At 72.1% G+C, this 26,961-nt stretch carries 25 protein-coding genes; 10 read left to right on the plus strand and 15 right to left on the minus strand.

Annotated features, from left to right (window positions below; all coding sequences use genetic code 11):
- Positions 1–79: 79 nt before the first annotated feature.
- The 4 genes from AB0D04_RS35340 to AB0D04_RS35355 all read right to left on the minus strand — a co-directional run bounded on the left by AB0D04_RS35340 (position 80) and on the right by AB0D04_RS35355 (position 4,212).
- Entirely contained in the window at positions 80–838 is a 759-nt protein-coding gene (locus AB0D04_RS35340; protein ID WP_362711489.1) for an aquaporin, read from the minus strand.
- A gap of 88 nt (positions 839–926) precedes the next feature.
- Entirely contained in the window at positions 927–1,658 is a 732-nt protein-coding gene (locus AB0D04_RS35345; RefSeq protein WP_362711490.1) for an SseB family protein, read from the minus strand.
- A 59-nt stretch (positions 1,659–1,717) separates the two neighbouring features.
- On the minus strand, positions 1,718–2,884 hold the full coding sequence (mycP, locus tag AB0D04_RS35350; RefSeq protein WP_362711491.1) for a type VII secretion-associated serine protease mycosin: 1,167 nt from the start codon (positions 2,882–2,884) through the stop codon (positions 1,718–1,720).
- The gene (locus tag AB0D04_RS35355; RefSeq protein WP_362711492.1) at positions 2,881–4,212 is read right to left on the minus strand and encodes a hypothetical protein; all 1,332 of its coding nucleotides are present in this window, start codon (positions 4,210–4,212) and stop codon (positions 2,881–2,883) included. Before AB0D04_RS35355 ends, mycP begins: the two co-directional genes overlap by 4 nt.
- A gap of 202 nt (positions 4,213–4,414) precedes the next feature.
- On the opposite strand from AB0D04_RS35355, the gene AB0D04_RS35360 reads away from it, so the two are divergent.
- Positions 4,415–5,674 (plus strand): amino acid deaminase/aldolase, encoded by a 1,260-nt coding sequence (locus AB0D04_RS35360; RefSeq protein ID WP_362711493.1) that lies wholly within the window; start codon positions 4,415–4,417, stop codon positions 5,672–5,674.
- 18 nt (positions 5,675–5,692) lie between these two features.
- On the opposite strand, the gene AB0D04_RS35365 is transcribed toward AB0D04_RS35360, so the two are convergent.
- The 4 genes from AB0D04_RS35365 to AB0D04_RS35380 all read right to left on the minus strand — a co-directional run bounded on the left by AB0D04_RS35365 (position 5,693) and on the right by AB0D04_RS35380 (position 10,619).
- Positions 5,693–6,964: a haloacid dehalogenase-like hydrolase gene (locus AB0D04_RS35365; protein WP_362711494.1), complete on the minus strand. Its 1,272-nt coding sequence runs from the start codon at positions 6,962–6,964 to the stop codon at positions 5,693–5,695.
- A 111-nt stretch (positions 6,965–7,075) separates the two neighbouring features.
- Entirely contained in the window at positions 7,076–7,864 is a 789-nt protein-coding gene (locus tag AB0D04_RS35370; protein ID WP_362711495.1) for a 3-oxoacyl-ACP reductase, read from the minus strand.
- Entirely contained in the window at positions 7,861–9,240 is a 1,380-nt protein-coding gene (locus tag AB0D04_RS35375; RefSeq protein WP_362711496.1) for an aldehyde dehydrogenase family protein, read from the minus strand. Before AB0D04_RS35375 ends, AB0D04_RS35370 begins: the two co-directional genes overlap by 4 nt.
- Positions 9,241–9,251: 11 nt before the next feature.
- The gene (locus AB0D04_RS35380) at positions 9,252–10,619 is read right to left on the minus strand and encodes a glutamine synthetase family protein (protein ID WP_362711497.1); all 1,368 of its coding nucleotides are present in this window, start codon (positions 10,617–10,619) and stop codon (positions 9,252–9,254) included.
- A 73-nt stretch (positions 10,620–10,692) separates the two neighbouring features.
- Here AB0D04_RS35380 and AB0D04_RS35385 point away from each other — a divergent pair, with 73 nt between their 5' ends.
- From AB0D04_RS35385 to AB0D04_RS35395, 3 genes are all read left to right on the plus strand, one after another.
- On the plus strand, positions 10,693–11,430 hold the full coding sequence (locus AB0D04_RS35385; protein WP_362711498.1) for an FCD domain-containing protein: 738 nt from the start codon (positions 10,693–10,695) through the stop codon (positions 11,428–11,430).
- A 140-nt stretch (positions 11,431–11,570) separates the two neighbouring features.
- Complete coding sequence (gene eat, locus AB0D04_RS35390) at positions 11,571–13,040, plus strand: ethanolamine permease (RefSeq protein ID WP_362711499.1); 1,470 nt, start codon at positions 11,571–11,573, stop codon at positions 13,038–13,040.
- A gap of 34 nt (positions 13,041–13,074) precedes the next feature.
- Complete coding sequence (locus tag AB0D04_RS35395; protein ID WP_362711500.1) at positions 13,075–13,773, plus strand: gamma-glutamyl-gamma-aminobutyrate hydrolase family protein; 699 nt, start codon at positions 13,075–13,077, stop codon at positions 13,771–13,773.
- 6 nt (positions 13,774–13,779) lie between these two features.
- Here AB0D04_RS35395 and AB0D04_RS35400 read toward each other — a convergent pair whose 3' ends face one another.
- Both AB0D04_RS35400 and AB0D04_RS35405 read right to left on the minus strand, forming a co-directional pair.
- Positions 13,780–14,142: a hypothetical protein gene (locus tag AB0D04_RS35400; protein ID WP_362711501.1), complete on the minus strand. Its 363-nt coding sequence runs from the start codon at positions 14,140–14,142 to the stop codon at positions 13,780–13,782.
- A 221-nt stretch (positions 14,143–14,363) separates the two neighbouring features.
- The gene (locus AB0D04_RS35405) at positions 14,364–14,645 is read right to left on the minus strand and encodes a DUF1876 domain-containing protein (protein WP_362711502.1); all 282 of its coding nucleotides are present in this window, start codon (positions 14,643–14,645) and stop codon (positions 14,364–14,366) included.
- A gap of 271 nt (positions 14,646–14,916) precedes the next feature.
- On the opposite strand from AB0D04_RS35405, the gene AB0D04_RS35410 reads away from it, so the two are divergent.
- Positions 14,917–16,233 (plus strand): solute carrier family 23 protein, encoded by a 1,317-nt coding sequence (locus tag AB0D04_RS35410; RefSeq protein ID WP_362711503.1) that lies wholly within the window; start codon positions 14,917–14,919, stop codon positions 16,231–16,233.
- Here AB0D04_RS35410 and AB0D04_RS35415 read toward each other — a convergent pair.
- On the minus strand, positions 16,221–17,153 hold the full coding sequence (locus tag AB0D04_RS35415; RefSeq protein WP_362711504.1) for a LysR family transcriptional regulator: 933 nt from the start codon (positions 17,151–17,153) through the stop codon (positions 16,221–16,223). The two genes, AB0D04_RS35410 and AB0D04_RS35415, sit on opposite strands and share 13 nt — an antisense overlap.
- 70 nt (positions 17,154–17,223) lie before the next feature.
- Here AB0D04_RS35415 and AB0D04_RS35420 point away from each other — a divergent pair, with 70 nt between their 5' ends.
- Positions 17,224–18,369, plus strand: a complete 1,146-nt coding sequence (locus AB0D04_RS35420; RefSeq protein WP_362711505.1) for a TDT family transporter — start codon at positions 17,224–17,226, stop codon at positions 18,367–18,369.
- On the opposite strand, the gene AB0D04_RS35425 is transcribed toward AB0D04_RS35420, so the two are convergent.
- The 4 genes from AB0D04_RS35425 to AB0D04_RS35440 form a co-directional block, all read right to left on the minus strand.
- Positions 18,370–19,104, minus strand: coding sequence for a helical backbone metal receptor (locus AB0D04_RS35425; RefSeq protein WP_362711506.1), 735 nt, complete (start codon positions 19,102–19,104; stop codon positions 18,370–18,372).
- A gap of 30 nt (positions 19,105–19,134) precedes the next feature.
- Positions 19,135–19,647, minus strand: coding sequence for a hypothetical protein (locus tag AB0D04_RS35430; RefSeq protein ID WP_362711507.1), 513 nt, complete (start codon positions 19,645–19,647; stop codon positions 19,135–19,137).
- Between the two features lie 210 nt (positions 19,648–19,857).
- Complete coding sequence (locus AB0D04_RS35435; protein WP_362711508.1) at positions 19,858–22,446, minus strand: ABC transporter permease/substrate binding protein; 2,589 nt, start codon at positions 22,444–22,446, stop codon at positions 19,858–19,860.
- A complete protein-coding gene (locus tag AB0D04_RS35440; protein ID WP_362711509.1) occupies positions 22,439–23,575 on the minus strand; it encodes a glycine betaine/L-proline ABC transporter ATP-binding protein in 1,137 nt (378 codons plus the stop codon). The genes AB0D04_RS35435 and AB0D04_RS35440 overlap by 8 nt, the downstream gene beginning before the upstream one ends.
- A 228-nt stretch (positions 23,576–23,803) precedes the next feature.
- Here AB0D04_RS35440 and AB0D04_RS35445 point away from each other — a divergent pair, with 228 nt between their 5' ends.
- The 4 genes from AB0D04_RS35445 to AB0D04_RS35460 all read left to right on the plus strand — a co-directional run bounded on the left by AB0D04_RS35445 (position 23,804) and on the right by AB0D04_RS35460 (position 26,878).
- Entirely contained in the window at positions 23,804–24,718 is a 915-nt protein-coding gene (locus tag AB0D04_RS35445; protein WP_362711513.1) for a 5'-3' exonuclease, read from the plus strand.
- A 140-nt stretch (positions 24,719–24,858) separates the two neighbouring features.
- A complete protein-coding gene (locus tag AB0D04_RS35450) occupies positions 24,859–25,716 on the plus strand; it encodes a siderophore-interacting protein (protein WP_362711510.1) in 858 nt (285 codons plus the stop codon).
- 304 nt (positions 25,717–26,020) lie between these two features.
- Positions 26,021–26,374: a hypothetical protein gene (locus AB0D04_RS35455; protein ID WP_362711511.1), complete on the plus strand. Its 354-nt coding sequence runs from the start codon at positions 26,021–26,023 to the stop codon at positions 26,372–26,374.
- A gap of 78 nt (positions 26,375–26,452) precedes the next feature.
- Positions 26,453–26,878 carry a hypothetical protein gene (locus tag AB0D04_RS35460; RefSeq protein WP_362711512.1) on the plus strand — a complete coding sequence of 142 codons (426 nt, stop codon included), beginning with the start codon at positions 26,453–26,455 and terminating at the stop codon, positions 26,876–26,878.
- The last annotated feature ends 83 nt before the right edge of the window (positions 26,879–26,961 follow it).

The raw sequence follows: 26,961 nt of genomic DNA on the forward strand, positions 1-26,961 counted from the left end.
GCCCCGGCCGCTGCGGCCGGGGCTCGTCGGCTGTGGGGAGTGCCGTGCGCCGGTGCCGGGCGGTGGTGACGCGGCGCGGTCAGACCCGTTCGTCGGGCTTGGCCGCGTCGGCTGCCGCCTCGTCCGCGATCAGCCGCGGTTCGTGGGGCGGGTGGGTGATCTGGTGCACCACGGCCGCCAGTGCGCCGCCGACCAGCGGGGCGACGATGAACAGCCACAGCTGGGCGATGGCGCCGCCGCCCGCGAACAGGGCCGGGCCGATGCTGCGGGCGGGGTTGACGGAGGTGCCGTCCAGCGGGATGCCGATGAGGTGGACGGTGCCCAGCGCCAGACCGATCGCCAGACCGCCGAACCCGAGCACGGCCACCCGGTGGGTGACGGTGAGCACGACGAAGACGAACAGGAACGTCATCACGATCTCGGCGATGAAGGCGCCGCCCAGGTTGAGGCGCACCGCCGAGCGGTCGCCCCAGCCGTTGGTGCCGAACGCGTCGTGGGTCTGCAGGCCCGGCACCTGCTTGGCGACCAGGAAGAGCAGGGCGGCGCCGACGATGGCGCCGAGGACCTGGGCGATCCAATACTCGAGGGCCGTACGCAGGACGATGCGGCGCGCCAGCAGCATGCCGAGCGTCACGGCGGGGTTGATGTGGCAGCCCGAGATCGGGCCGAGCGCGTAGGCCAGGGCGAGCATGGTGAAGCCGAAGGCCAGCGCGATGCCGAAGGTGCCGATGTATTCGCCCGCCAGCACGGCCGCGCCGACGGCGAAGAACACCAGGAGCAGCGTGCCGAGGAATTCGGCAACGACGGTGCGGGTCTGTGTGGACTCCGTGATCTCCATGAGCCCTCCTCACGTGGATCTTGAGCTCATCCCATGGTGGGGCCGAGGAGACGAATGCGCCCGTTGGCGAGGGAGCGCCGGCGTGGGGTCAGCGGCGGTAGAGGGGGTCCTTGGTGCGTTCCGCGCCGGGGGGAAGAAGGGCCAGGTCAAGGCCGCGGACCAGGCGGGCGCGCAGCACCTCGTCGGTGGCCAGTGACTGCGCGAGGCGCTGGGCGACCTCGGCGGTGGGGGCGTCCGGGGCGAGGCCCAGGGCGAGGGTCGCGTCGGTCTCGTCGGAGGGTGCGAGACGGGCGACGAGGACGGCCGGCTCGGCGGCCAGCAGGGTGCGCAGGGCCTCGGTGACGGCCGGGTCGGCCAGCGGGTCGGCGGTGTCGCGGCCCTCGGCGAGGGCCCGCAGGGCGGCGCCGGTGAGCTGGTACGTCACGGGACCTGCGAGGTCGACGACGACGGTGTCGGCCTTTTCGTGTGCGGCGGCGAGCAGGGCCTGGCGCATCGGGACCGCCACGGGGCGGGCGTCGGCGCGCCAGCGGTGCAGGGTGTCCATGGACGTGAAGGCGGGGAGGGCGCGGCGCCCGTCGGGAGCCTGGAGGGTGGGGACGGCCATGTCGCTCGTCTTGTCGCGGCGGAGGCCGTCCGCTCCGGTTTCCACCTCGCCGAGCACGGCCACCACCGGTACCAGGACGCGTGCGGCGGCCAGGGCCGACAGCAGACGGGGCTCTGTGGAGCGGTCCCGTGCGTAGGCCGACAGGGCTTCCGCCAGGGCCGGGTCGGCCGAGCCGTCGTCGTCGGCGAAGCCGGGGTCGGGGATGTTTTTCTGCACCGGTCGAGCCTACTTGCTCGGTTTCGCCCCCCGTCTTCCGGTGCGGCGCCCGGCGCCGGTCAGCGGGGGCGGACGCTCCAGACGACCACGCCGGCCGTCAGGAGTGCCAGGCCGAGGCCGGCTGCGGTCCAGGGGAGCCAGGCGGTGGGTTCGTCGGGCGCTGAGTGGGCCGTCGGGCCGGGACCGAAGTAGTGCTTGGCGTAGGCGGTGGGGGTGGGCCTTTGCGGGGTCGGCTTGAGGGTGGCGGCCTGGTCGAGGGCGGCCGCCGCGTCCACGAGACCGGCGCCGAAGGCGTCGTTGCGGCCGCCCTCGGGGGTGTCCTGGGCGGTGGCGGTGAGGAGTTGTTTGATCTGGGCGGGGCTCAGGCGGGGGTGTTCGGCGCGGATCAGGGCGACGGCTCCGGAGACCAGGGCGGCGGCGGGGCTGGTGCCCTGGCCGTTGTAGTAGCTGCGGTCCGGGTTGGACATGATGATCTGGTCGCCGGGCGCGCAGACCGTCGCGTACCAGTGCCGCGTGGAGAACGAGGTGCGGTTGCGCTGCTGGTCGATGGCAGTGACCGCGATGACGCCCGGATAGGCGGCCGGGTAGGAGACATGGTCGCCCTCTTCGCCGCCGTTGCCCGCGGAGGCGACGACGGGGATGCCCTTGCCGAGGGCGTACTGGATGGCGGCGTCCTCGCGCGGCTCGGGGTGCGCGGTCTCGCTGTCGTCGCCGAGCGACATATTGATCACGTCGGCGCCGTGGTCGGCGGCCCAGCGGATGCCGTCGGCGAGGGCGCCGGCCTTCTCGGTGCGGGCCCGCTCACGCTGCGGGTCGCGGTCCTCGAGGATCACGCGGACGGGGAGGATCCGGGCTTCGGGGGCGATGCCGAGGACGCCGTCCTGGCGGTCGGCACCATGGCCGTGACCTGCGATGACGCTGGCCATGCCGGTGCCGTGGTCGGCCCAGGTGCGGTCGCCCGGCCCGGCGCCGAAACCGACCAGGTCCTCCTCCGGCAGCACCTGGCCCTTGAGGTCGGGCTGGGTCGCGTCCACGCCGGTGTCCAGGACGGCGACGGTGACGCCCGCGCCCTTGGTCGTACGCCAGGCCTGCTGGGCGCGCATCGCCTGCAGGGCCCACTCCTGGGCGCGGACGGTGTCGGCCTGCGCGGGTACGGAGGGCAGCACGGCCAGCGCGGCGGCGGCGAGCGCGACGGCGGTGCCCCGCAGCAGGGTCTTGCGGCTCACGGATCCTCCGGGTGCTGCGTGGAAATCCCGGCCGCCTTGCGGTAGATGGCCTCGATGCGGTCCGCGAGGTCCTTCGCGTCGTGGCCGAGGCCGGACTCGGCGGGCGCGGTGGTGGTGCCGGGCCGGACCGCGGCCTCGGCGGGCTGCGGGTCGGTGACGGCGCGGCCGTCGGCGAAGCCGGAGACGGCGTAGACGACGACCGGGATGTCGGTGAGGATCCGGACGGTCCAGCTGGCCCGCTGGGCGGGGCCGAAGTCCGCGGCCGGGGTGCCCTTGGCGGCGTACGGCAGCGGCATCATCGTGGTGCGGGTGGCCAGATTCCTGGTGCTGAAGCGGGAGTTGAGGGCCAGCATGCCCTTGGCGTCGGCCTTGCTGGTGAGGGCGCCCACGGTGATGACGCGGGAGCGGGTGGCGTCGACGTAGGTGGCGCGCAGCAGGCGGGTGCAGCCCACCGGGGCGAGCGCCTTGGCCAGCGCCGGGTCGAGGCCCTTGGCGCAGGTGCTGTCGGGGGCCACGGCGATCCGGGTCCAGCGGCGGTCGGAGCCGCCGGGGCCGACGCCGAGGCCGTTGACGGTGCGCGGGAAGAGGGTGTCGACGGGGGTGTTGCGCCAGGCGTTGCGGCCCTTGGAGAAGGAGGCCTCGGGGGTGGGAGGCGCGTCGGTCCCCTCGGTGAGCCAACTGCCCGCCGCCGCACCGCCGATGAGGCCGATGCCGAGGACGAGGGAGGCGGCGATGGCCAGGCGGCGCCGGCGGGAGCGGCGCGGTCGCACCGGGGGTGCGGCGGGGGCCGCCCCGTATGCACCGACTCCCTGGGGCGGCAAGGGAGTTGCGGAGGCGCGATCGGGGGCGGGTGGTGGGGTGTCATGGGTGCGGCTGCGCGCGGCGTTCCAGAGTTCCTGGCTGTTGGCCAGGTGGAAGGCGGCGGTGTCACGAAAGGACACCGGGCGCCTGGGCTGCGGCGGGGCGGCCGGGGGTACGGGCGGGGGCGGCGCGACGGGGCCGCGGACCGGGCCGGGCGGCACCTGGGGGCCGCCCGCGGGCGGGGGCGTACGGGGGCGGGGCGGGGCCTGCGGCCGGTCCGCGGGGCGGGGCGGGGCCGTGGGGGGCGCGGCCCGCGGGGGCATGGGGCCGGCGGGCGGCTGGGCCGGCGGGCGGGGCGGGGCGGCCGGCGGCGGGACGGTGGGGTCGGCTGGGACCGGGCGCAGAACGGTGGTCTGCGGGTCCTCGTCCGGTACGGGGGGCATGGCGGGCGCCGCGGGCCGGTGCGGGGGCTGCGGGGGTATCGGTGGAGTCCGCCGTGTGTCCGCGCAGTTGGCGTCGGTGCTCACCCGCGCTCCCCCTTGCGCTTCGCGTCCCGGTCCCGATCTGCAATCGGGGCAGGGTAGCTCGTATCCGGACATCGCGCCGCTGACCTGCTGGTCGCTGCGTGCCGACACTGTACGGGCTGCGGCCGCGACTGCGGCAACCTGTGTCCACTCTGTCGCGATCTCTCCCCTACCCAGTGGTAGCCGCGTCTGGCAGGCTGCGGCCATGTCCCACCACCCCGCCGACGCGTATGGCGACAAAGACGTTCCCCAAGCTCTCCACCCGGTTCGAGCAGGGGAGACCCCCCTCAACCGGGCCACCGCCCACCTCGACGCCCCGCTCGCCGTCGTCGATCTGCAGGCCTTCGACGCCAATGCCGCCGATCTGGTGCGCCGCTCGCAGGGCAAGCCGATCCGGGTGGCGAGCAAGTCGGTGCGCTGCCGGGCGCTGTTGGAGCGGGTGCTGGCGCGGGACGGCTTCGCGGGGATCATGAGTTTCACGCTGGACGAGTCGCTGTGGCTGGCCCGTTCGGGGTTCGGGGACATCCTGCTGGCGTATCCGTCGGCGGACCGGGCGGGATTCGCCGAGCTGACCGCCGATCCGAAGCTGGCGGCCGCGGTGACGGTGATGGTCGATGACCCGGTGCAGCTGGACCTGATCGACGCGGCCCGGCCGACCGACGGCTCCGGTGAGGAGGTTCGGGTGTGCCTGGAGCTGGACACCTCCTACCGGGTGATGGGCGGCAGGGTACGGGTCGGCGCGCGGCGGTCGCCGCTGCGGTCGCCCGCCCAACTGGGCGCGCTGGCACGGGTGGTGGCCCGCCGGCCCGGGTTCCGGCTGGTGGGCCTGATGGCGTACGAGGGCCATGTGGCGGGGGTGGGCGACGAGGTCGCCGGGAAGCCGGTGTTCTCGCGGGCCATCCGGGTGATGCAGGCGGCGGCACGCAAGGAGCTGGCGCGGCGGCGCTGGGAGGCCGTACGGGCGGTGCGGGCGGTGGCGCCGCGGCTGGAGTTCGTCAACGGCGGCGGGACCGGCAGTGTGCAGCACACGGCGGCGGAGGCGGCGGTCACGGAGATCGCGGCCGGGTCGGGGCTGTATGTGCCGCGGCTGTTCGACAACTTCCGTTCGTTCAGCGGGCGTCCGGCGGCGCTGTTCGCGCAGCCGGTGGTGCGCCGGCCCGGACCCGGCGTGGTGACGGTGCTGGGCGGCGGATATCCGGCGTCGGGGGCGGCGGGCCCGGACCGGCTGCCGGAGCCGTATCTGCCGGCGGGGCTGCGCTACGACCCGCAGGAGGGGCCCGGCGAGGTGCAGACGCCGCTGCTGGGCGCAGCCGCGGACGGGCTGGCGGTCGGCGACAAGGTGTGGTTCCGGCATGCCAAGGCCGGTGAGCTGTGCGAGCGGTTCGCCGAACTGCAGCTGATCGAGGGGGACCGGGTGGTGGAGACGGTCCCGACGTACCGGGGCGAGGGCCGCACCTTCCTGTGAAGGCGCGGCCCCTTTCCGTCAGCCGTGGATGCGGTCCTGCTGGTCGGGGATCACGGAGCCGTCGGGGCGGTGGATCGGCCCGAGCTCGCCGTCCGGGTGGACGTAGCCCTCGGTCGCGCAGGGGTACGGCTCGGCCTGGCGCTTCTTCGGCTCGATGAACATCGGGTTGATCAGCCAGCGGCCGTCGCTGTTGTCGTAGGCGCGGCACATGAATTCGGTCTTGTTGCGGTTGAGGACCAGGTGCGCGCCGGTGGCGTCGCGGACGAAGGTGACGTCGGTCTCGGCGTCGCCCGCGGCGAGGGCGGGGCGGTGCGCCCGGTCCTGCTGCTTCCAGGCCTTGGCGCCCTTGACGCCGTAGATCTCCTGGTTGATCCAGCAGCGCTTGCCGTCCATGTACGTCAGGACCTCGCCGTGGGTGTCCTTGACGTCGCCGCAGCCCTGTACGCCGTTGGTGAGGCGGCCGTGGCGGACGGTGTTGCGGATGCCGATGACGTGGTCGCGGTCGATGCCCACGCCGGGCGCCCAGGCCCGTACGACCGGTTCCGCGGACGCGGAGACGATGTAGACGTCGAAGCCGGCCTTCTTCAGCGTATGGATGAGGTCGCGCTGCTGGTCGTAGTAGCGGACGTATCCCTCCATGGTGTGGGTGCCGACCTTCTGCTCCGTGCCGATCGGCGCGGCGAGGTTCTCCGTACGCGCCTGGCGGGCGAGCGCGGTCAGCCGGTCCGGGGTGCGGCCGCCGAAGAGCTGGGTGATCCAGACGTACGAGGGCACCGTGCGGCGGTGGTTCCACTCCCCCGCGAACGCGGTCTTGCCGCCGGAGGTCTTCTCGTCCTGGTAGACGTCGAGGATCTCGTCGGTGCAGTCGGTGTCGGTCGACGTCGGCAGCGGGCGGCCGGGGCGCACGGACGTGCCGCAGGCCTTGGTGAGCGCGCGGTGGGCGTCGTCGGTCAGCCACTTGTTGGTGGCCTTCCAGCTGGTGGGCTGGAGCACCTTGTCGTGCTTGAGCATCCAGGCCAGCGTGGCGTCGGAGATGTCGTTCTTGACGACGGTGTTGTCCCAGTCGAAGGTCGCGACGGGCCTGGCACCGTCGGATCCCGAGCAGCTGCCGCGCTCATCGATCATCTTCTGCAGCTTGGCACGGTTCTCGCCGTACCAGCCCTTGGAGACATGCAGGGTGGGGCAGTTGCGTGGAGCCGGGCCGGCGGTGGCCGTCTGGGCGATCACGACGCCGCCTCCCGCCACCGCGAGGGCGGCACCCGCTGCCAGCCAGCGACGCTTGTTGAGCATGGAACGCACTCCTGTCGAACGAGGACTCGAAGGCGGACGGTAACGCATGGCAGCCGGGCGTTCCATGACGCCCGGCTGACATGCGGTGATCCGGAGGTGAACAGCGAGCGGTTACACGGGGGTGACGTACGCCCCCGCGATACCGCCGTCGACCAGGAATTCGGCGGCGTTGACGAAGGAGGAGTCGTCGCTGGCGAGGAAGGCGACGGCGGAGGCGATCTCCTCGGGCTCGGCGAACCGGCCGACCGGGACGTGCACCAGGCGGCGCGCGGCGCGCTCGGGGTCCTTGGCGAACAGCTCCTTGAGCAGCGGGGTGTTGACCGGCCCGGGGCACAGGGCGTTGACCCGGATGCCCTCGCGGGCGAACTGCACGCCCAGTTCGCGGGACATGGACAGCACGCCGCCCTTGGAGGCGGTGTAGCTGATCTGGGAGGTGGCGGCGCCCATCACGGCCACGAAGGAGGCGGTGTTGATGATGGAGCCCTTGCCCTGGCGCTGCATGTAGGGCAGTGCGTGCTTGCAGCAGAGGTAGACCGAGGTGAGGTTGACCTCCTGGACGCGCTTCCAGGCGTCGAGGCCGGTGGTGAGGATGGAGTCGTCGTCGGGCGGTGAGATACCGGCGTTGTTGAAGGCGATGTCGACCGAACCGTAGGTGTCGAAGGCGGTCCTGTAGAGCGCCTCGACCTGCTCGGAGTCGGTGACGTCGACCTGGACGAAGGTGCCGCCGGCCTCTTCGGCGGCGGCCTTGCCGGCCGTCTCGTCGATGTCGGCGCAGACGATGTGGGCGCCTTCGGAGGCCAGTCGGCGGGCGGTGGCCAGGCCGATGCCGCTGCCGGCTCCGGTGATCACTGCGGTACGGCCGACGAGGCGGCGGCACACTGCGGTCTGGTCGTCGCTCACTTGGACTCCTCTGTGCTGATGAAGATGTTCTTGGTCTCGGTGAAGGCTGTGAGGGCATCCGGGCCCAGCTCGCGGCCGAGTCCGGACTGCTTGAACCCGCCGAACGGGGTCCAATAGCGCACGCTGCTGTGGGAGTTGACGGACAGATTGCCCGCCGCGACGGCGCGCGAGACGCGGAGGGCGCGGCCGACGTCGCGGGTCCACAGGGAGCCGGAGAGGCCGTAGTCGGTGGCGTTGGCGAGCCGTACCGCGTCGGCCTCGTCGTCGAACGGCATCACCACCGCGACCGGGCCGAAGATCTCCTCGACGGCGCTGCGGTCCTCGGGGCGGCCCTCCAGGACGGTGGCCGGGTACCAGAAGCCCTTGCCGGCCGGGGCCTCGCCGCGGATGGCCGCCGGGGCGTCCTCGGGGACGAAGGACCGTACCCGCTCGCGCTGGGCGGCGGAGATCAGCGGACCCATCTGGGTGGCGGGGTCGGCCGGATCGCCGACGGTGAAGGCCTGGACGGCGGGCTCCAGCAGCTCCATGTAGCGGTCGTAGACCGAGCGCTGGACGAGGATGCGGCTGCGGGCGCAGCAGTCCTGGCCGGTGTTGTCGAGGAAGGAGCCGGGGGTGGCGGCCGCGGCGGCCTCGAGGTCGGCGTCGGCGAAGATGATGTTGGGGCTCTTGCCGCCGAGCTCCAGGGTGAGCCGTTTGGTCTGCTCGGCGCAGCGGGCGGCGATCTGGCGGCCGGTGGCGGTGGAGCCGGTGAAGACGACCTTGGCGACGCCGGGGTGGTCGACCAGCGCGGTGCCGGTGACCGGGCCCTCGCCGGGCAGGACCTGGAAGAGGCCCTCGGGCAGCCCGGCCTCCAGGGCCAGCCGGCCGAGCCGGAGCGCGGTGAGCGGGGTGGTCTCGGCGGGCTTGAGGAGGACGGCGTTGCCGGCCGCGAGCGCGGGGGCGGTGCCCCAGGCGGCGATCGGCATCGGGAAGTTCCAGGGAGCGATGACGGCGACGACGCCGAGCGGCTCCTGGACGGTGATGTTCAGGCCGCCCGCGACCGGGATCTGGGTGCCGGTCAGGCGCTCCACTCCGCCTGCGGCGTAGTGCAGCAGATCGCGGACATTGCCCGCTTCCCACTCGGCGTTGCCCAGGGGGTGGCCCGCTTCCTGGAGCTCCAGTTCCGCGAGCTGCGGGATGTGGGCGTCGACGACGTCGGCGAAGCGGCGCAGGATGCGGGCGCGGTCGCCCGGGGCCACGGCGGCCCAGGCCTCCTGGGCCACGGCCGCCCGGCGGACGGCGGCGTCGACCTCGGCGGGCGAGGTGGTGGGGACGGTGGCCACCACTTCCTCGGTGGCCGGGTTGAGGATGTTCAGCTCGTGCAGACCATTGGACACGGTCGGGTTCCTTACATGCGCTCGAAGGAGCGGTAGCGCTCCCAGTCCGTGACGGCGGCGTCGTAGGCGTCCTGCTCGACGCGGGCCATGTGGCGGTAGTGCTCGACGACCTCGTCACCGAAGGCGGCGCGGGCGATCGGGCTGTTCTCCCACAGCTCGGCGGCCTCGCGCAGGGTGGTGGGGACGTGGGCCGCGTCGCCGGCGTAGGCGTTGCCGGTGGTCGCCTCGGGGAGTTCCAGCTCGTGTTCTATGCCGTACAGGCCGGCCGCAACCATGGCCGCGACCGCGAGGTAGGGGTTCACATCGCCGCCGGGCAGGCGGTTCTCCAGGCGGTGCGCGCGGCCGTGGCCGACGACCCGCAGCGCGCAGGTGCGGTTGTCCGGGCCCCAGGCGACGGCGGTGGGCGCGAAGGAGCCGGGGCGGAAGCGCTTGTAGGAGTTGATGTTGGGCGCGTAGAAGAGCGTGAAGTCGCGCATCGCGGCGATCTGGCCGGCGAGGAAGTGCCGCATGGTCTTCGACATGCCGTACAGGCCGTCGTCGTCGGCCATGACGGGCCGGCCGTCCTCGTCGCGGAGCGAGAGGTGGATATGGCAGGAGTTGCCCTCGCGCTCGTCGTACTTCGCCATGAAGGTGAGCGCCATGCCCTCCTGAGCCGCGATCTCCTTGGCGCCGGTCTTGTAGATGGCGTGCTGGTCGCAGGTGGTGAGGGCGTCGTCGTAGACGAAGACGATCTCGTGCTGGCCGAGGTTGCACTCGCCCTTGGCGGACTCGACGGTCATCCCTGCCGCGCCCATTTCGTTGCGGATGCGGCGCAGGACGGGCTCGATGCGGCCGGTGGCGAGGACGGAGTAGTCGGCGTTCCACTGGTTGGCGGGGTTCATGTCGCGGTAGCCGCGCGACCAGGCATCCTCGTAGGTGTCCTTGAAGAGCATGAACTCCAGCTCGGTGCCGGCGTAGGCGGTCCAGCCGCGCTCGGCGAGCCGGTCGAGCTGGCGGCGCAGGATCTGCCGGGGCGAGGCGACGACCGGGGAGCGGTCGTGCCAGGCGAGGTCGGCGGTGATCAGGGCCGTGCCGGGGTTCCAGGGGGTGCGGCGCAGGGTGGCGGTGTCGCCGTGCATGGCGAAGTCGCCGTAGCCGCGTTCCCACGAGGACATCTTGTAGCCGTCGACGGTGTTGAGGTCGACATCGACGGCGAGGAGGTAGTTGCAGCCCTCCGTACCGTGGTCGAGAACGGTGTCGAGGAAATAGCGTGCGGCGAACCGCTTGCCCTGGAGCCTGCCCTGCATGTCCGTGAAGGCGAGGACGACAGTGTCGATCTCCCCGGCATCGACGAGGACTCTGAGCTCCTCGACGGAGAGTGGGGGCGTGCGGTCTGCCACGGTGTTGCCTCCTGTCACTGCATCCGGAAGTCATAAGGTAGGCACACGAACCATTGATTGGGAAGGGGTTTCGATGGACGGTGCGGCCGACCGGCTGGCACCCGTGCTGCGACCGGTACGGGCGGGCAACGGTTTCGAGGAGGCGCTGGAGCAGATACTCCAGATCGTCCGGCTGGGACTGGTACCGCAGGGTGAACGGCTGCCCGCGGAGCGGGAGTTGGCGGAGCGGCTGCAGATCAGCCGGGTCACCCTGCGCGAGGTGCTGAAGGTCCTGCAGGACGAGGGACTGGTGGAGAGCCGGCGCGGCCGCTACGGCGGCACCTTCGTCCGCGGCCGCAGCGAGAATCCGGGCGAGGCGGAGCTGCGCCGCCGGATCGGGAAGATCGACGTCGAGGACACCCTGCGGTTCCGGGAGGTGCTGGAGGTCGGCGCCGCCGGGCTGTGCGCGGCCCACGGGCTGACCGACAAGGAGGCCGACCGGCTGCGCACGGCCCTGGCGGCGACCCAGGACGCCCCGCTGCCGGACTACCGCCGCCATGACACGCTGCTCCATCTCACCCTCGCCGAGCTGTCCGGCTCGCCGTCGCTGGCGGCCCAGTACGCGGCCGTACGGGCGAGCGTGAACGATCTCCTGGACTGCATCCCGCTCCTGGTACGCAACCTGGAGCACTCCCAGACCCAGCACGCCGCCCTGGTGGAGGCCGTCCTGGAGGGCGATGCGGACGGCGCGCGCGAGGTCATGCGCGAGCACTGCTGCGGGACCGCCGCCCTGCTGCGCGGCTTCCTCACCGCCCCGTCGGCGCAGCCGTGAGGCGTACCCCGCCGGCCGGCCCGGCAAGCCGCCGTTAACCAGTCTTTTACGTAGAGGTCTTGCGCCGGGGCGACGAGGAGCGCAAAGGTACGCGGCAGAACCTTTGCTCGATTCCCCCCTCGGCGAGGCAGGAGCGGCTCATGGCCGACAGCACCGAATCCCAGACCGCACCGCCCTCTACGGCCCCGGACGCCACATCGCCCGGGGACGCCTATCTGGAACGGCGGACCTTGCGCCGCGGCAGCGCGGGACCGCTGCTGCTGACCGGACTGGGCGTCGCCTATGTCGTCTCCGGCGACTTCTCCGGCTGGAACAACGGCCTGGCACAGGGCGGCTTCGGCGGCCTGGCCATCGCCTCCATCCTGATGGGCCTGATGTACACCTGTCTGGTCTTCGCGCTGGCGGAGCTGGCCTCGGTCCTGCCGACCGCGGGCGGCGGCTACGGCTTCGCCCGGCGCGCCCTGGGCACCTGGGGCGGCTTCCTGACCGGCACCGCGATCCTGATCGAATACGTCCTGGCCCCCGCCGCGATCTCCATCTTCATCGGTGACTACGTCGAATCCCTCGGCCTCTTCGGCCTGCACTCCAGCTGGCCGGTCTACCTCGCCTGCTTTGTGATCTTCATCGGGATCCACCTGTGGGGCGTGGGCGAAGCGCTGCGCTTCAGCCTGATCGTCACCGCCGTGGCCGTCGCCGCGCTCGTCGTGTTCGCGCTGGCCGCGCTCACCGACTTCCATGTGGACACGCTCAACGACATCCCCGTCCAGGCCGGTGCCTTCGGCGCCAGCTCCTGGCTGCCGTTCGGCATTCTGGGGATCTGGGCGGCGTTCCCGTTCGGCATGTGGTTCTTCCTGGGCGTCGAGGGCGTACCGCTGGCCGCCGAGGAGACCAAGGACCCGGTGCGCTCGCTGCCGAAGGCGATGGCCGCCGCGATGGGCATTCTGCTGCTGCTCGCGCTGATCACCTTTGTCGCCGCCACCGGGGCGCGCGGCAGCGCCGCCCTCCAGTCGGTGGGCGACCCGCTCGTCCAGGCCCTGCAGCCGGACGGCAAGCCGACCACGGTCGGCCGGATCGTCAACTACGCGGGCCTCGCGGGCCTGGTGGCGTCCTTCTTCTCGCTGATCTTCGCCGGCTCCCGGCAGCTCTTCGCCCTCTCCCGGGCCGGCTACCTGCCCCGCTTCCTCTCCCTGACCAGCCGCCGCAAGGCCCCCTACCTCGGCCTGCTGGTCCCCGGCGCACTGGGCTTCGCGCTCGCCGCGGCCACCGGGGACGGCGCCCGGATGCTGAATGTCGCGGTCTTCGGCGCCACCATCTCCTACGCCCTGATGGCCCTCTCGCACATCGTGCTGCGCCGCCGCGAGCCCGGCCTGCACCGCCCGTACCGCACTCCCGGCGGCATCGTGACCTCGACCGTCGCCTTCGTTCTGGCCCTGGCGGCGCTGGCCGCGACGTTCCTCGTCGACAAGGACGCCGCCTTCATCGCGCTCGGCGTGTACGTCGTGGCGCTGGCCTACTTCGCCTTCTACTCCCGGCACCGCCTGGTGGCCGCGGCCCCCGAGGAGGAGTTCGCCGCGCTGGCGGCCGCCGAGGCCGAACTCGCCCGCGACTGAACCGCACTCGTCACCGTCTATGGAGGATCACCCGATGTCCCAGCCCCTCATCGGCATCAGCACCTACCAGGAGGAAGCCCGGTGGGGGGTCTGGACGCTGCCCGCCGCCCTGGTGCCCGCCGGGTACCCGAAGCTGGTGCAGCGCTCGGGCGGTCTGCCGGCGCTGCTGCCGCCCGGCGACCCGGCCGCCGCCGCGGCGACCGTCGCACGGCTGGACGGGCTGGTGATCGCCGGCGGCGCGGATGTCCAGCCGGCGCGGTACGGAGCGGAACCGCACCCCAGGACCGGCCCGCCCGCCCTGGACCGGGACGCCTGGGAACTGGCCCTGATCGAGGCCGCGTTGGCGGCCGGCACGCCGCTGCTGGGCATCTGCCGGGGACTTCAGCTGCTGAACGTGGCGCTGGGCGGCACGCTCATCCAGCATCTCGACGCGCACGCCGGCGCCCCCGGCGTCTTCGACCACCACGAGATCAAGCCGGTCCCCGGCACCCGGCTGGGCACGGCACTTCCCGAGCCGGTCTCCGTACCGACGTACCACCACCAGGCGGTGGACCGGCTCGGCCGCGGCCTGGTCGCCTCGGCGTACGCGGAGGACGGCACCATCGAGGCCCTCGAGCTGCCCGTCGCGTACGGCTTCGCCCTGGCCGTGCAGTGGCACCCGGAGGCCGGGGACGACCCGCGCGTCATGGAGGCGCTGGTGGCGGCGGCGCGGGGGGCGTCCTCGGGGGTGTGAGCGGATTCAGCTGTAGTTGTGCGTGCAGGTAGCGGGCACCCAGCCACGGATGCCCTTGTACTTGACCTCCGGGTAGAAAGCGTCCTTCTTCCCGCAGAGGTTGTAGTGTCCCCCGGAACCCGACCCGCCGGTGGAGCAGCCGTACTCGTGCTTGGGGAGCAGGCCGAGCGCGGTGCTGCTCACACTCTTCGACTTGCGGATCTTCACGCTTTCCTTCGCCTCGATGACGGGGCACTGGGCAGCCGCGGACGTGGCCACGGTGCCGGTGTGCGTCGTCCCGGGCGTGCTTGCCGTGGCGACCCCGCCGGTCATTGCGGTGCCGATCAGGGCCGCCGAGGCGAGGGCAGGCGCGATGAACTTGAGCCTCATATGTGGTTGTTCCCCCTTGTATGCGGTGTCGAGCGTCTTGGGATACGCCGACGATTCGCACACACTAGCGAAACTCGGGGAGGGCGATCAACATGGTCAGTGCACCCCGGAGGAGCGACACACGACTCAACCGACCACCACCGGGCCGACATTGAGCACCGCCTTGCCCCCAACCCGCCGTCCGGGCGGGGCCCGCGAGGGCGGATGCGCGGGCCCCTGCGTCAGTGCGTCAGCGGATACGACGCCCGTCCGGACGCCGCGTCGATCTCGTCGTGGGCCTTGGTCAGCAACTGCATCGCCAGCTCGTTGAGCGCGCGGGCCCCCGCGACCTCCTCGCCGACCCTCGGCTGGTCCGAGTCGGCGGGATGGCGGCTGGCATAGCCGTGGGACCGCACCTCGCTCCCGTCCGGGAGACGCACCAGCGCGGCCGCGCGTGTGCGGTGATGATCTTCCTCGAATTCCAGCTCGACATGCCATCCGACAGCGGTCTGCATCTTCACCATGACGATCACCTCCGGAACCGCTGTTACCAGAGTGCGCCAGGTCCCGCATCTGCGCACGGTGACCGGGACGCCCGCCGGGTCACCGGGTCACCACTCGGTGCGCGCCTTATCGATACGTTCACGGCGCTGCAACTACCCGGCCCTGGCGTCTACGCTGACGGCGCCGCCAGGCGCCTCGCCTGCTGTTCCCGATGTGGCACACGCACCGGGGCGGGCCGATGCAGGAGACCGATCCGGAGGACACGGTGCTGCGAGAGTTCGTGGAGCCGCGATGACCGCGCCCCCGGCGCCCGCCGCGCCCCCGGTGGACGAACGGCTTCCGCTGCTGCGTCTGCTGCCGCTCGCCGCGCAGCACGTCCTCGCGATGATCGCGGCCCCCGTCTCCTCGGTCTTTCTGATAGCGGCCGGTCTGCAGCTGCCGCCCCACCGCACCGCGTCCCTGCTCGGCGCCACCCTGGTGCTGTGCGGGGCCGGCGCGCTGCTCCAGTCCTTCGGGGTGCTGCGGACCGGTGCCCGGCTGCCGTTCATGATGCTGCCGGGCGGCGCGGCGGTGGCCGTCTTCCTGGAGATCGCCCGTGCCCACGGCGCGGCCACCGCCTCGGGGTCCGTGCTGCTCGCGGCCGCGGCGCTGCTGGCCGTACTGCCGCTGTACGGGCGCCTCGTACGGTTCTTCCCGCCGCTGGTGATGGGCGCGACGGTGCTGGTCATCGGCGTCAACATGATCCATGTCGCGGCGCCGATGGCGGTCGCGGGACGGCGGCCGGCGCTGGTCACGATCGCCGCGACCACCCTGTGCTTCCTGCTGCTGCGCGGCGTGTGGCGGCAGCTGTCGGTGCTGATCGGCATGGCGGCCGGGACGGTCACGGCCGCGCTCACCGGTTCCGCGTTCCGCAGTGTCCCCGGTGACGCGGTGCTGTCGCTGCCGCGGCTCCTCCCGTACGGCGTCCCGCATTTCGATCTGCTCGCCGCGCTCCCCCTGATGGTCCTCGCCCTCGCCTCGCTCGCCGAGGCGACCGGCCAGACGGTGCTCAACAGCGAGGCGGTGGGCCGCAGACCGGATCCGGCGCGCGATGTCCCGCGCACCGCCCGCGCGGACGCGGTGACCTCGCTGGGCGCCGGACTGCTCGGCGGCTGTGTGATGGTCACCAGCGCGGAGAACATCGGCATCGTCCAGCTCACCGGCGTCCGCAGCCGGTTCGTGACCGCCGCGGCCGGTGCGCTGCTCGTCCTCGGCGGGCTGCTCGCGCCCGTCACCCGGCTGCTGGCGGCGTTGCCCGCCCCGGTGGTCGGCGGCGCGGCGCTGGTGATCTACTCGGTGATCGCGGCCATGGGCATCGGCATGCTCCGCCGCACCGGTCCGGCCGACCGTGCCGCCTCCACCATCGTCGCGCTCACCCTGCTGGCGGGCCTGCTCCCCGTCCTGGCCCCGCAGTGGTACGCGCCGCTGCCCGACTGGGCCCGCGCCCTGTTCGGCAGCGGGGTACCGGCCGCCGCCCTCACGGCGATCGTGCTCTCGGCGCTCTTCGGGCGGCTCGCGCCCCGTACGCCGGCGGTGCCGTCCCGGCCCCTCGGGTCTCAGGCCCCCTGAGTCAGGCCCAGCAGCTCGCGCGCCGGCCCCGCCGGCCGCTGACCGGACGGCCATACGGCCCGCAGATCACGGCCCAGCCGCAGATCGCGCACCGGGATCTCCACCAGCCGGCGGGCCGTCAGCTCCTCCCGGACGGCGAGTTCGCTGACGACGGAGGGCGCCGCCTCGCTGAGCACGGCGGCCTTGACCGCGGTGGTGGAGGCGAGTTCGAGCAGCGGTTCCGCCAGGCCGCCGTGCCGGGCGAGCGCCGCGTCCAGCACCTGGCGGGTGCCGGAGCCGCGTTCGCGCAGGATCAGCGGGGTGGCGGCCAGTTCGGCGGCGGCCAGCTCCGTACGGCGCCGGGTCCAGGGGTGGGAGGACGCGGCGACCACGATCAGGCGGTCGTGGCCGATGACCGTGCCGTCCAGGCCCGACGGCACGTCCAGGCCCTCGACGAACCCGAGGTCCGCCTCGCCCGCCAGCAGCCGTTCGGCGACGGCTGCGGAGTTGCCCGCGAGCAGCGATACGGCGGTTCCGGGGCGCGCGGCGCGCAGCGCGATCAGCCAGCCGGGCAGCAGATATTCGGCGATCGTCATGCTGGCGGCGACCCGGAGCCGGGAGTCGCGGCGCCCGCGCAGCGCCTGTGCGCCCGCGTCGAACGCCTCGGCCGCCTCCACCACCCGCCGCGCCCAGTCCGTGACCAGCACCCCCGCATCGGTGAGCCGGGAGCCGCGCGGGGAGCGTTCCACCAGCGCCACGCCCAGCTGCCGCTCCATCGAGCGGATCCGGCTGCTGGCCGCGGGCTGGGTGATGCCCGTCGCCCGCGCGGCCCGCCCCAGGCTGCCGAGCCGGGCGACGGCGAGCAGCAGCTCCAGCGCGCCCAGGTCGGGGACCCGGTGCGCGAGCGGTACGGCGGCGGGTCCGGCCTCTGCACTGCACATAAACCCAGCTTATGCCCTCATAGAGACAAGGTCCCTGGTGGGGACGGTGCCGGGGCAGGACCCTCGAGTCATGACACTTCTCGCGCAAGCACCTTCCCGGGCCCCCGGCGCCGTCCACGGCACCCGCGGGGCCGGCCCGTCCGTCCGTCATCTCGGGCCGAACTGGTACGCCGCCGTGATGGGCACCGCGATCGTCGCCAACGCCGGTGCCGTCCTGCCGCTGGACGCGCCCGAGCTGCGCGGCGCCTACGTCCTCGTATGGGCGCTGTCGGCGCTGATGCTGGTGACGCTGCTGGCCGCCCGGACCGTGCACTGGGTCCGGCACGGTGACCAGGCCCGGCGGCAGCTGCTGGATCCGGCGGTCGCGCCGTTCTACGGCTGCCTGTCGATGGCGCTGCTCGCGGTCGGCGCGGGCACGCTCGCGGTCGGCCGGGACGTGCTGGGCGCGCAGACCGCGCTCGCCGCCGACACGGTGCTGTGGATCCTGGGCACCCTCGTCGGCGTGACGGCCGCCGCCGCGATCCCGTATCTGATGGTCACCAGGCACCGCATCGAGCCCGGCAGCGCCACCCCGGTCTGGATCCTGCCGCTGGTCGCGCCGATGGTCTCGGCGGCGACCGGCCCGGCCCTGGTGGCGCATCTGCCGGCCGGGCAGGAGCGGGTGGCCATGCTGCTGGCCTGTTACGCGATGTTCGGGATGTCGCTGCTCGCGACGCTGCTGGTGCTGCCGCTCGTGCTGGCCCGGCTCTTCCACCACGGCCCGCTCCCGCCGGCCCTGACCCCCACGCTGTTCCTCGTCCTCGGCCCGCTCGGCCAGTCCACCACCGCCGTGAACAACCTCGCCGACGCGGCCCCCGCGGCCGTCGGCGCCCCCGCCGCGCACGCGATGAGCGCCTTCGCGCTGCTCTACGGCGTTCCCGTGATGGGCTTTGCGCTGCTGTGGCTGGCGATCGCCACGGCGATGGTGGTGCGGGCGTTCCGCAACGGGATGGGCTTCGCGATGACCTGGTGGGGCTTCACCTTCCCGGTCGGCACCTGTGTCACCGGCGCCGCGGCCCTGGCCCGGCACACCGGGCTCGCCGCGTTCGGCTGGCTCGCGGTGGCGCTGTTCGCCGTCCTGGTGACGGCGGTGGCGGTGGCCGGGACGCGGACCGGGCTGGGCCTGGCGCGCGGTCAGCTGCCGGCACCGCCGACGCCGCCGTCCACCACAGGGTGATCACCGTGCCGCGGCCAGTGCCGCCGCCAGCACACCCGGTGCCGCCGCCAACGAGGGCCCGTACCAGGTGAGATGGCGCCCGCTGACCAGCGCGGCGGGCAGCTGGGGGAAGGCCTCGGGCCCGTCCTCGGCGGTGAAGCGGTACGGCTCGTCGGGCAGTACGACGAGGTCGGCGGCGCGGGCGTTGAGCTCGGAGAGGGGAATGCGCGGGTAGCGGTCGGCGTGGTCGGCGTAGAGGTTGCGTACGCCGAGCCGGGCGAGCAGATCACCGGCGAAGGTGTCGCGCCCCAGCACCATCCACGGCCGCCGCCAGATCGGCACCACCGCGGCGGGCCCCGACGGCGCGGCGGGCAGGTCGCGCCAGGCGGCCTCCGCGGCGTCCAGCCAGCCGGGCCGGGGCAGGCCGCAGCCGCGCACCAGCACCCGTTCCAGCTCACGCAGCGCCTGGTCGAGCGTACGGATCTCGGTGACCTGGACGGTCAGCCCGGCGGCCCGCAGCGCGCCGAGGTCCTGCGGGCGGTTCTCCTCCTCGTTGGCGAGGACGAGATCGGGCGCCAGGGCGGCGATCCGCGCGGTGTCCGGGTTCTTGGTGCCGCCTATGCGGGTGACCTCGAGCCCGGCGGGGTGGCTGCACCAGTCGGTGGCCCCCACCAGCAGCTCGGGCGCGCCGGCCGCCACCGCCTCGGTGAGGGACGGCACCAGGGACACCACACGCCGGACAGGGCCTCGGGTCATCCCCCCACCGTACGCCGCACCGGAACTCCCTCAGCCACCACTGGAGTTGGCGTTGCGGCGCAGCAGATACGCCGCACCGGCCGCCAGCACCAGCAGAGCCAGCCCGCCGGCCGCCTGGCTCGCGTTCACCCCTTCGGCGCGGCCGTCGCGTACGGTCACGGTCTCGGTGAACCGCCGGCCGCCGGACCCGCAGTCGATGGTGACCGCGTAGCGACCGGGCGTCGCACCCCGGACGACCGTCGTATCGGCGGCCATCCCGCGCGCGGCCGGCTCGAGCACCACCGATCCGAACAGCGTCGAGGCCGCGGTGGCGCCCCCGTCCGCCGCGCACCGCCGGCCGTCGCTGACGCTCACCCGCTGCCCCGCCGCCATCGGGTCCGGCTCGACCAGCGCCGATGGTAGGGGTCCCCCCGCTCGTGGGGGTCCCCCCTGCTCGAGCGGAGCCGAGAGCTTGGGGGAGGAGCCGAGAGTGGGGGAGGGCGCGGCAAGTCCCAGGACGGCGGCACCGGTCACGGCGACGGCGGCCATACGGGCACGGTTCACGGTCGCCTCCTCCTGCGCCGGCCGCGGCTCCTGCGGCCGCGCGGAACGACCGGCACACGGGGAGCGAATCATCGCGCGGGCGGCGTCGCTAGGCGGGCGCGGCCGGTAGGTGGAGCCGGTACTCCATCAGGGCGGCCCGGGACGAACGCAGAGCCCCGCCGTCCGGCTGCTGCCGGGGGCGGGGCTCTTTGTGGCGGGAGTGGTGCGCGGTTACTTCACCGGCGCCATCTTGTCGACGATGCCGGGGTGGTCAGCGATCCACTTCTCCACACCCTCGTTCTCGTGGCCCTTGCCGGCGTCCTGGATGTCCTGCTCCAGGCTGCCGAGCTGGTCGGGTGTCATCTTCCAGTTCTTGAGCCAGCCGGCGAACTCCGGGAACTTCTTGGGGAAGCTCTTGTTGCCGATGCTCTTGATCTGGTTGTTGGCGCCCCAGGTGCCCTTGGGATCCTTGAGCTTGGTGAGGTCGTACTTGCTGTACGCCCAGTGCGGGGACCACAGGACGACCGCGATGGGCTCCTTCTTGGCGTAGACCCTCTCCAGCTCGGTGAGCATGGCGCTGGTGCCGGCCTCGGTGACCTGGAAGTCCTTCAGCCCGTAGGCGGGCTGGACGACATCGTGCAGGCGCTTCATCTCGCCGGTGCCCGGCTCGATACCGATGATCTTGCCCTTGAACTCGTCCTTGTGCTCGCGCAGATCGTCGAGGGTCTTGACGCCCTTGACGTAGGACGGCACCGCGATCTCCAGCGACGTCTTGTCGTACCAGGCGCCGGCGTCGACGACGTCCTTCTTGTACTTGTCCCAGTACTGCTTCTGCGCGACCGGCAGCCAGCCGTCGGTCTCGACGTCGATCTGCCCCGTCGACAGGCCGGTCCACATCGGGCCGACCTCGAGGTTGCGGATGTTCGGCTGGTAGCCGCGCTTCTCGAGGATGCTCTTCCACAGGTACGTGGTGGCGATGCCCTCGTCCCACGCGGGGTAGCCGATGTTCGGCGCCTTGCCGGCGTCCTTGCCCTTGGCGTACGTGGCGTGGGCGGACGGGGCGAGCTTGTTGACCAGGCCCGGGTGCTTCTTGAGCCAGGTGCGCACGCCCTCCTGCTCATGGCCGACGCCGGCGGTCTTGACGTCGCCCTCCAGACTGGTGAGCTGCTTCTCGTCCAGGTGGAACTTCTTCATCCACGCGGCGACCTGCGGCTCGTCCTTGGCGAAGCCCTTGCGGCCCAGCATGTGCAGGCCGTCACCGGAGCCGAACGAGCCCTTGGGGTCCTTCAGCTTGGTGAGGTCGTACTTGTTGTACGCCCAGTGCGGGGACCACAGCGTGACCGCGATCGGCTTCTTGGCGTGGAGGGCACGGTCCAGCTCGGTGAGCATCGCGGAGGTGCTGGACTCCTGCACCTTGTACTCGCCGCCCAGGCCGTAGTCCTTGAGGACCTTGTCCTTGAGGATCTTCATCTCGCCGGCGCCGGGCTCGATACCGGTGACCTTGCCGCCGAACTCGCCGCCCTTGCCCTTGAGGTCGTCGAGGGACTTGATGCCCTTCATGTACGACGGGACCGCGATCTCCAGGGACGTCTTGTCGTACCAGGTGCCCAGGTCCTCGAGCTTGTCCTGGTACTTCTTCCAGTACGCGGCGTGGGTGGTCGGCAGCCAGGCGTTGGTCTGGACGTCGATGTCACCGCGGGCCTGCCCGGCGAACAGCGGACCGGCCTCCAGGGCCTGGACCTTGGGCTTGTAGCCGCGCTGCTCGAGGATTTCCTTCCACAGGTACGTGGTGGCCTTGCCCTCGTCCCAGTTGACGTAGCCGAGGCTGACCGGACGGCCCGTGCCGTCGCTGTCCTTGCCCAGGAAGCTCAGCCCGCCGGCGAGCAGCGCCAGCACGATCACGCCGGCCATCGCGAGGGAGGTGGCGGGCTTCCACTGGAGGAACTTCCATCCGCCGAGTGCGGCCTGGGCCTTGGCCAGCGCGCGCCGGCCGAGCGGGGAGACCCGCTGGTTGAGCGCGCCGGTCATCCGGTCCAGGTACATGGCGAGGATGACGACCGCGAGGCCGGCCTCGGAGCCCAGCGCCACATCGACGGAGCTGATGCCGTTGTAGACGGCTCCGCCCAGACCGCCGCCGCCGACCATGCCGGCGATGACGACCATGGACAGCGCCAGCATGATGACCTGGTTGATACCGGCCATGATCGTGGGCAGCGCGAGCGGCAGCTGGACGCGGAAGAGGGTGCGCCGCGGGTGCGTACCGAACGCCTCGGCCGCCTCGACCAGTTCCTCGTCGACCTGCCGGATGCCCAGCTCGGTCATGCGGACCGCGGGCGGCATGGAGAAGACGATGGTCGACACGATGCCGGGGACCACACCGAGGCCGAAGAAGAGGATGCCGGGGATCAGGTAGACCATCGCGGGCATCGTCTGCATCAGGTCGAGGACCGGGCGCAGCAGGCCGCCGACGGTGCGGCTGCGGGCGGCCAGGATGCCCAGCGGGATGGCGACCGCGATCGTGATGAGGCAGGCCACCAGCACCAGCGCAAGCGAGGAGACGGTGTTGTCCCATTGCTCGATGGAGATGATCAGCGCGAAGCCGAGGAAGGTGAACAGGGCGGCCGGCAGTCCGCGCAGCCACCAGGCGATCACCGCGAGGATGCCGACGAGGATGAGCGGCGCGGGCGCGGCGAGAACGGTGTGGATCGCGCCGTACAGCACGTTCAGTACGTGCGTGACGAGGTCGAAGAGCGCGCTGAGGTTGTCGCGCAGCCAGTCGACCGCGTCGCTGACCCAACTTCCTACCGGGATCCTAGGCACCGGCGATCACCTTGCCCTTCGCGGCCGTGGCCTGGACGGGGACATCGGGCGCCTGGTCCTGCGCTGCGGGCTCGCCGAGGACGGCGAGCAGCCTGGCGACCGGTACGGCGCCGACGAGCGTGCCCTGCTCATCGGTGACGGCGACCGGGACGGTGCTGGCCGAGCAGGGGGTGAACAGCTCGGCGAGCGGGGTGTCGATACCGACGACGGCGGGCGCGGCGGCGCGGAACTCCGCGGCGGTGCTCAGCTCCTTGCCGTCCGGCGTGGTGGTGCCCAGGACCGTACCGACCTCGTCCATGACCGCGCCGGCGGTCAGCACACGGGTGCGGTCGACGTCCTGGATGAAGGAGGCGACATAGTCGGTGGCCGGGCGGACGAGGATGTCCTCGGCGCTGCCGATCTGCACGATCCGCCCGTCACGCATCACAGCGATCTTGTCACCGAGCCGCATGGCCTCGTTCAGATCGTGGGTGATGAAGACGATGGTCTTCTTCAGCGTCTTCTGCAGTTCCAGCAGCTGGTCCTGCATATCGCGGCGGATCAGCGGGTCGAGCGCGCTGAAGGACTCGTCCATCAGCAGCAGATCGGCGTTGGTGGCCAGCGCCCGGGCCAGGCCCACGCGCTGCTGCATACCGCCGGAGAGCTCGTCGGGCCAGGACTTCTCCCAGCCCTTGAGCCCGGTGAGCTCGAGCGCCTCGGTGGCCCGCTTGTTGCGCTCGGCGCGCGGTATGCCCTGCACCTCGAGCCCGTAGGCGGCGTTCTCCAGCACACTGCGGTGCGGGAAGAGCGCGAAGTGCTGGAAGACCATGGAGATCTTCTCGGAGCGGACCTTGCGCAGGTCCTTGTCGCTGAGCGAGGTCAGGTCCTGGCCGTCGATCCGGACGGTCCCGGCGGTCGGCTCCAGCAGTCCGTTGAGCATGCGCAGCAGCGTGGACTTGCCGGATCCGGACAGACCCATGACGACGAATATCTGGCCCTCGTCCACCTCGATCGACGCATCGATCACGGCGGCGGTGGTGCCTTCGGTCCGCAGATCCTCACGGCTTGCGCCGCCTTCGAGCTTCCCGACCGCGTCCTCGGGTCGTCTGCCGAACACCTTGTACAGGTGCTCGGCTTGCAGCCTGGACACATATACCTCTCTTGTCGCACGAGAACGACCTGCCACCCCCGCCGGCAGGTCGTGGAGCGGCGCGGGTTCGGCCCGCCGTCACCGGCTGGAATAGTGGAATGCACTACCGGGTTCGCTCCGGGTGCGCGCCTGCCCGCCTTTATCTGGCTCAAACAGAACGGTGTCCCAGATCACAGCCGTGTGACGTATGGGGCATACGGCATCATGCGGGGTGTGACTCGACGCCTGATGCTCCTCGACACCGCCTCCCTCTACTTCCGCGCCTACTTCGGGGTACCGGAATCGGTCAAATCCCCGGACGGCACCCCCGTCAATGCGGTGCGCGGGCTGCTGGACTTCATCGCCCGGCTGGTCCAGGACCACCACCCCGACGACCTGGTCGCCTGTATGGACTTCGACTGGCGTCCCCAGTGGCGGGTGGACCTGATCCCCTCATACAAGGCGCACCGGGTCGCCGAGGAGGCACCGGCCGGATCCGCGGAGCCCGACGAGGAAGAGATCCCCGACACCCTCTCGCCGCAGGTCCCGGTCATCGAGGACGTCCTGGACGCGCTCGGCATCGCCCGGATCGGCGCCGCGGGCTACGAGGCGGACGACATCATCGGCACCCTGACCGCGCAGGCGAAGGGCCCGGTCGACATCGTCACCGGCGACCGCGACCTCTTCCAGCTCGTCGACGACGCACGCGGCATCCGCATCCTGTATCCCCTCAAGGGCGTCGGCACCCTCCAGATGACCGACGGCGCGCTGCTGCGCGAGAAGTACGGCGTCGACGGCTCCGGCTACGCCGATCTGGCACTGCTGCGCGGCGACCCCAGCGACGGCCTGCCGGGCGTGCCGGGCATCGGCGAGAAGACCGCCGCCAAGCTGCTGGACGCCTACGGCAACCTGGCGGGCATCATGGCCGCCGCCGCCGACCCGGCCTCGAAGCTCACCCCCACCCAGCGCAAGCGCCTGACCGACGCCCGCCCGTACGTCGAGGTCGCCCCCACCGTCGTACGGGTCGCCACCGACGCGCCGGTCCCTGCCATCGACCACGCCCTGCCCACCGAACCGGCCGACCCGGAGCGCCTGGAGGCGCTCGCCGCGCAGTGGGGCCTGGGCGGGTCTTTGCAGCGATTGCTCGCCACCCTCCCCCGATGACCTGTTAGGTTAGGCATACCTAATAGGCGACCTCCTTGACCAAGGGGTCGCGTCCGGGAGGCCCCTCCATCCCAGGCGCCTCCCTGCCAGGTCCGTTCACCTCAGGTCCATCCATTCGGCGATCACATCAGGGGAATGTCGTGGCAGCAGAGCGTCCGGCCCGTAAACAGCCCACACTGCACCGCGGCCAGGTGGTGCGCACCGAACAGCTGACCCCGCACATGGTCCGGGTGGTGCTGGGCGGCGACGGCCTGGCACCCTTCGCGGCGGGCGAATACACCGACCACTACGTCAAGCTGGTCTTTCCGCTGCCCGGCATCGCCTACCCCGAGCCGTTCGACATGGCCCGGATCCGCGCCGACCTCCCCCGCGACCAGTGGCCCAGGACCCGTACGTACACCGTGCGTTCCTGGGACGCCGAGGCCGGCGAGCTGACCGTCGACTTCGTGGTGCACGGCGACGAGGGGCTGGCCGGTCCGTGGGCCGCCGCGGCGAAGCCGGGCGACGAGATCCTCTTCCTCGGCCCCGGCGGCGCCTACGCCCCGGCCGCCGACGCCGACTGGCATCTGCTCGCGGGCGACGAGAGCGCCCTGCCCGCCATCGCGGCCTCGCTCGCGCGGATGCCCGCGGGCGCGCCGGTGCACGCCTTCATCGAGGTGGCGGGCCCCGAGGAGCGCCAGGATCTGAACGCCCCGGCCGGCGCCGAGATCACCTGGCTGTACCGCGGCGCCACCCCCGTCGGCCGTGAACTGGTCGCTGCTGTACGGCAGTTGGAGTTCCCTCCGGGCCAGGTCCAGGCCTTCGTCCACGGCGAGGCGGGCTTCGTCAAGGAACTCCGCCGCCTGCTGCGCATCGAGCACGACATCCCCCGCGAGGCCCTGTCCATCTCCGGCTACTGGCGCACCGGCCACGACGAGGACGGCTGGCAGGAATCCAAGCGCGACTGGAACCAGCAGGTGGAGGCCGAACAGGAAGCGGCACCGGCGGGGGCCTCGTAGGCGGCTGCTCGCCGACCGCGTGGGGCCTTCGCCCCGGGCCGGTCGGCTGGTGGGCCCCGGGATCCTGGTGAGGCCCAGGGGTTGTGGTGCCCCCCAGGGGGCGTGGTGAGGCCCGGGAGCCCCGGTGAGCCCCGGGGATCCTGGCGAGCCCCGGGAATACCGCCCCGGGCCCGCCGCGTTGTGGCCCCGAAGGGGGCGCTCGCGTCCCCTGGACGAGTCTTTCCGAAGGCCTGCGGGCATGAGACGAGGGTGTTCAAGATCCGTTTGTGACGACGGACTTGAGCACCCTCGGACCGCGCTGCACGTGAAGATCGACGACGACTGGGCCGGGATCGCCCGGCTCCCGGACAGGCCGCCCAAACTGAGCCAACCCGAATTGCTGTGCCTGGCAGTCATGCAGGCCCTGCTCGGCTCCCACAGCGAAGCACGCCGGCCGCGGCACGTGCGGAAGCACTATCGCGGCATGTTCCCCTACATCCCGCAGGACGCCGGCTACAACCAGCGTCTTCGGGCAGCGTTGCCGCAGGTCAAGCGCCTCATCCGCACCCCGGCCAAGGACACCGACCGCTGGAACGACACCGTGTGGATCTGCGACTCCACGCCGGTGCCCTGCGGCACGTCACGGCCTACGGTCAAGCGGTCCGAGGTGGCGGGCTGAGCAGCCTGCGGCTACTGCGCGTCCCGCTCACGGTTCTTCTGGGGGCTACGCCTGTTCCCGGTGTGCACCCCGTCAGGCGTGCCGATTCTGTGGGCACTGGCAAGCCCGAAGACCGATGAACGTGAGGTCCTGGCGGCGATGCTGGAGATCGACGCGCCCCTCGTGCGGCAACGGACCGGACAGCTGCTGATCACGGACAAGGGCTTCGCGTCCAGGCCGTTCGAGCGGTCACCGTCCGAACACGGCATCACGCTGCTGCGTCCGCCGACGAAACGCGAAGTCACCCGGCCCGGCGAACCGCTGCTCAAGAAGGTCCGACAGCTGATCGAGTCGGTCAACGACACCCTCAAGGGCCGGCTCGACCTCGAACAACACGGCGCACGCACCCGCGAAGGCGTCGCTGTGCGCGTCGCCCAGCGCGTCCCGGCTCTCGCCCCCGCTATCTGGCACAACTTCCAGACCGGCCAGACCGTCAGCCGCTCACTGACCGCTTACGATTCCTAATCTTTTTGTCAAGCGGCGTTCGTGACAGGAGGTATGGGTTCGTAGCACCGTCCGTCGCGCAACAGGGCCCACAGGACGTTGAC

Origin of the sequence: Streptomyces sp. NPDC048483, assembly GCF_040651455.1 — a bacterium.
Taxonomy (GTDB): domain Bacteria; phylum Actinomycetota; class Actinomycetes; order Streptomycetales; family Streptomycetaceae; genus Streptomyces.

Bases quoted from the DNA above. Each gene is read 5' to 3' on its own strand.
- AB0D04_RS35385 (WP_362711498.1), top strand. From the start codon at position 10,693: ATGGACGGTGCGGCCGACCGGCTGGCACCCGTGCTGCGACCGGTACGG.
- AB0D04_RS35400 (WP_362711501.1), bottom strand. From the start codon at position 14,142: ATGAGGCTCAAGTTCATCGCGCCTGCCCTCGCCTCGGCGGCCCTGATC.
- AB0D04_RS35405 (WP_362711502.1), bottom strand. From the start codon at position 14,645: ATGGTGAAGATGCAGACCGCTGTCGGATGGCATGTCGAGCTGGAATTC.
- AB0D04_RS35395 (WP_362711500.1), top strand. From the start codon at position 13,075: ATGTCCCAGCCCCTCATCGGCATCAGCACCTACCAGGAGGAAGCCCGG.
- AB0D04_RS35360 (WP_362711493.1), top strand. From the start codon at position 4,415: ATGTCCCACCACCCCGCCGACGCGTATGGCGACAAAGACGTTCCCCAA.
- AB0D04_RS35415 (WP_362711504.1), bottom strand. From the start codon at position 17,153: ATGTGCAGTGCAGAGGCCGGACCCGCCGCCGTACCGCTCGCGCACCGG.
- AB0D04_RS35420 (WP_362711505.1), top strand. From the start codon at position 17,224: ATGACACTTCTCGCGCAAGCACCTTCCCGGGCCCCCGGCGCCGTCCAC.
- AB0D04_RS35365 (WP_362711494.1), bottom strand. From the start codon at position 6,964: ATGCTCAACAAGCGTCGCTGGCTGGCAGCGGGTGCCGCCCTCGCGGTG.
- eat (WP_362711499.1), top strand. From the start codon at position 11,571: ATGGCCGACAGCACCGAATCCCAGACCGCACCGCCCTCTACGGCCCCG.
- AB0D04_RS35425 (WP_362711506.1), bottom strand. From the start codon at position 19,104: ATGACCCGAGGCCCTGTCCGGCGTGTGGTGTCCCTGGTGCCGTCCCTC.
- AB0D04_RS35445 (WP_362711513.1), top strand. From the start codon at position 23,804: ATGCTCCTCGACACCGCCTCCCTCTACTTCCGCGCCTACTTCGGGGTA.
- AB0D04_RS35410 (WP_362711503.1), top strand. From the start codon at position 14,917: ATGACCGCGCCCCCGGCGCCCGCCGCGCCCCCGGTGGACGAACGGCTT.
- AB0D04_RS35340 (WP_362711489.1), bottom strand. From the start codon at position 838: ATGGAGATCACGGAGTCCACACAGACCCGCACCGTCGTTGCCGAATTC.